At 67.4% G+C, this 1,960-nt stretch carries 2 protein-coding genes; one reads left to right on the forward strand and one right to left on the reverse strand.

Annotation, left to right across the window (positions count from 1 at the left end):
• Positions 1 to 103: 103 nt before the first annotated feature.
• Positions 104 to 598, reverse strand: a complete 495-nt coding sequence (locus ABT160_RS46910; RefSeq protein ID WP_351656538.1) for a hypothetical protein — start codon at positions 596 to 598, stop codon at positions 104 to 106.
• Positions 599 to 1,083: 485 nt separating this feature from the next.
• On the opposite strand from ABT160_RS46910, the gene ABT160_RS46915 reads away from it, so the two are divergent.
• On the forward strand, positions 1,084 to 1,960 hold an 877-nt coding region (locus ABT160_RS46915; RefSeq protein WP_351656541.1), incomplete at its 3' end, for an ALF repeat-containing protein.

A 1,960-nucleotide genomic window follows, 5' to 3' on the forward strand; every position in this document is an offset into this window, starting at 1 on the left:
TGGGCGGGAGCGGCACAGAACACGGCCGGGACCGCGAGCACCACAGCCGCCAGCACGGACCCAAGACGCACACGTCTGACACTTCGCATCAACGACACGGTTGTTACCGGGACGTCCTGATCTCGACGAGCATGTGGTCGCGGCCCTGGCTGTCCGCGCTCTCGCCCACCGGGGTGAAGGCGTCCTTCGCCACGTCGTAGGTCTTCTCTTCCGTACCGACGGTCATGTCGACCTGCGCGGTCTGGGCTGCGCTGCCCCGGACGCCGTAGACGGCGGGGATCTCCATCGTCAACCAGCCGCTGGTGCCCGTGACTTTGAAGCAGATCTTGTCCTTGCTGCGGGCCCAGACCTCCAGGAGGCCCGTCTCGCTGGCGCAGTCGGCCAGGGTGATGTGACCGTCCCCCTTCTTCAGGACGATCTTCTTCTCGGCCAGGATCTTGTCGGCCTGCGGGTATTCGTGGGTCTCCACCGCGTACCCGGGCCCCTCGTCCGCGATGGGCGTGGCCGGAATTGATTCCTCGTGCCCGGTCCACGCCAGGAGAGTGACCGCGGCCGCAGCGGCAACCGCTGCGGCGAGAGTGCGGAGTGAATTCTTCATGTGCGCTCCCGAAAGGCTGGGCTGGTCGCCGTCCAACATGTGGTCACAGGGGCTCGAAATGTCGAGGCCGCCCCGCCCGATTACAGCCTTTGTCCTGCGTGAAAGTCCATGCAAACAAAAGGAACTGATGGCTCATTAGGTGACATGAACCGTTAATGGGAGCCACCTTTCAGCGTGTTCGACCCAAAAGTCTGGAGGGTCACCGATGGTGGAGAGGTGGGATTGTCGAGGTTTTTTACGCGAGTCATGATTTGGTCGCAATCCTCTGCGGGTAAACGACTTCCTGGCCGAATGCATGTCCCGTCATTGGCGTAATTCTGTTGATGCAAAAGGCGTTCCCCTTGCTTTACTTTGGCGCTGCGAGACGGGCTTTCCCCAGCAAGCCGTGCCCTGCTTCCCGTACGCCCTCGACGGATCCGCCGACGCATCCGTCAACGTGCCCTGTGCGTAATGACTTTGGGGGACTTTCCATGCCGATGACCTTCATGAGCAGACGCCGCCTCCTCGGGTTGCTGGCCGTCGCCACCGCCGCCGCTGCCTCTCCGATACCCCTGGCCCGGGTGGCCCGAGCCGAGAGCGCCACCACACCCGGCGGGCTGCCCGACACCGACCGTGCCAAGGCCGTCATGGCCTGGCTGTCCGGGGGCAGGGAGACACGGGCGCTGGCGGCCCGGGCACTCGCCGGGACGGACTCCGAAGTGAGCACCTTCCTGAGCGCGCAGCTGTCCAGGAGCACGGCCGAGGACAACCGGGTGGCTGCCCTCGCCTACTTGGCCGGTGCGGGCAAGGCGCTGCGGCGCGAAGGATCGACGGCCCTGCAGGGCGGCGACTCGGCCATCGCGACGTTCGTGCGCGGCGGCTACAAGGCGGCCCTGTCCGAAGACCTCAAGGTGGCTGCCGCCACGGTGGTCAACTTCGGCGGCCGCGCGGTACGCAGGGCCGGCACCGCCGCGCTCGACACCGGCACCGACCAGGCCCTGGCGGACTTCATCCTCGACGGCCGGTGGAAGGCCGACGAGGAGGACATGCGGGTCGAGACGATGACGCTCATGTCCAGCGCGGGCCCGGAAGTGAAGAAGTACGCCGACCGCGCCTTCCAGGGCACGGACGCGGACCTGTCCTGGTTCCTGGAGATCGGGCAGCACATCGCCCGCGCCCGCGACCAGGAGAAGGCCACCATCGGCGAACTCGTCGCGGTCGTGGAGCGCGAGGGCAAGCTGGCGCGGGCGAGCACCGACCTGGCGGTCGAGGCCTCGCAGCGCGCCCAGACCGCCGCCGTGCGCGCCAAGGAGGCGGCGCAGAAGGCCGCGGCGGAGGCCGAAGCGGGCAAGGACGACGTGGCCAGGTCCGGCGCGGCGGCCC

Origin of the sequence: Streptomyces sp. NPDC001941, from assembly GCF_040296945.1 — a bacterium.
Lineage (GTDB): Bacteria > Actinomycetota > Actinomycetes > Streptomycetales > Streptomycetaceae > Streptomyces.

Coding starts and splice junctions, on each gene's coding strand:
- ABT160_RS46910 (WP_351656538.1), bottom strand. CDS start 598: ATGAAGAATTCACTCCGCACTCTCGCCGCAGCGGTTGCCGCTGCGGCC.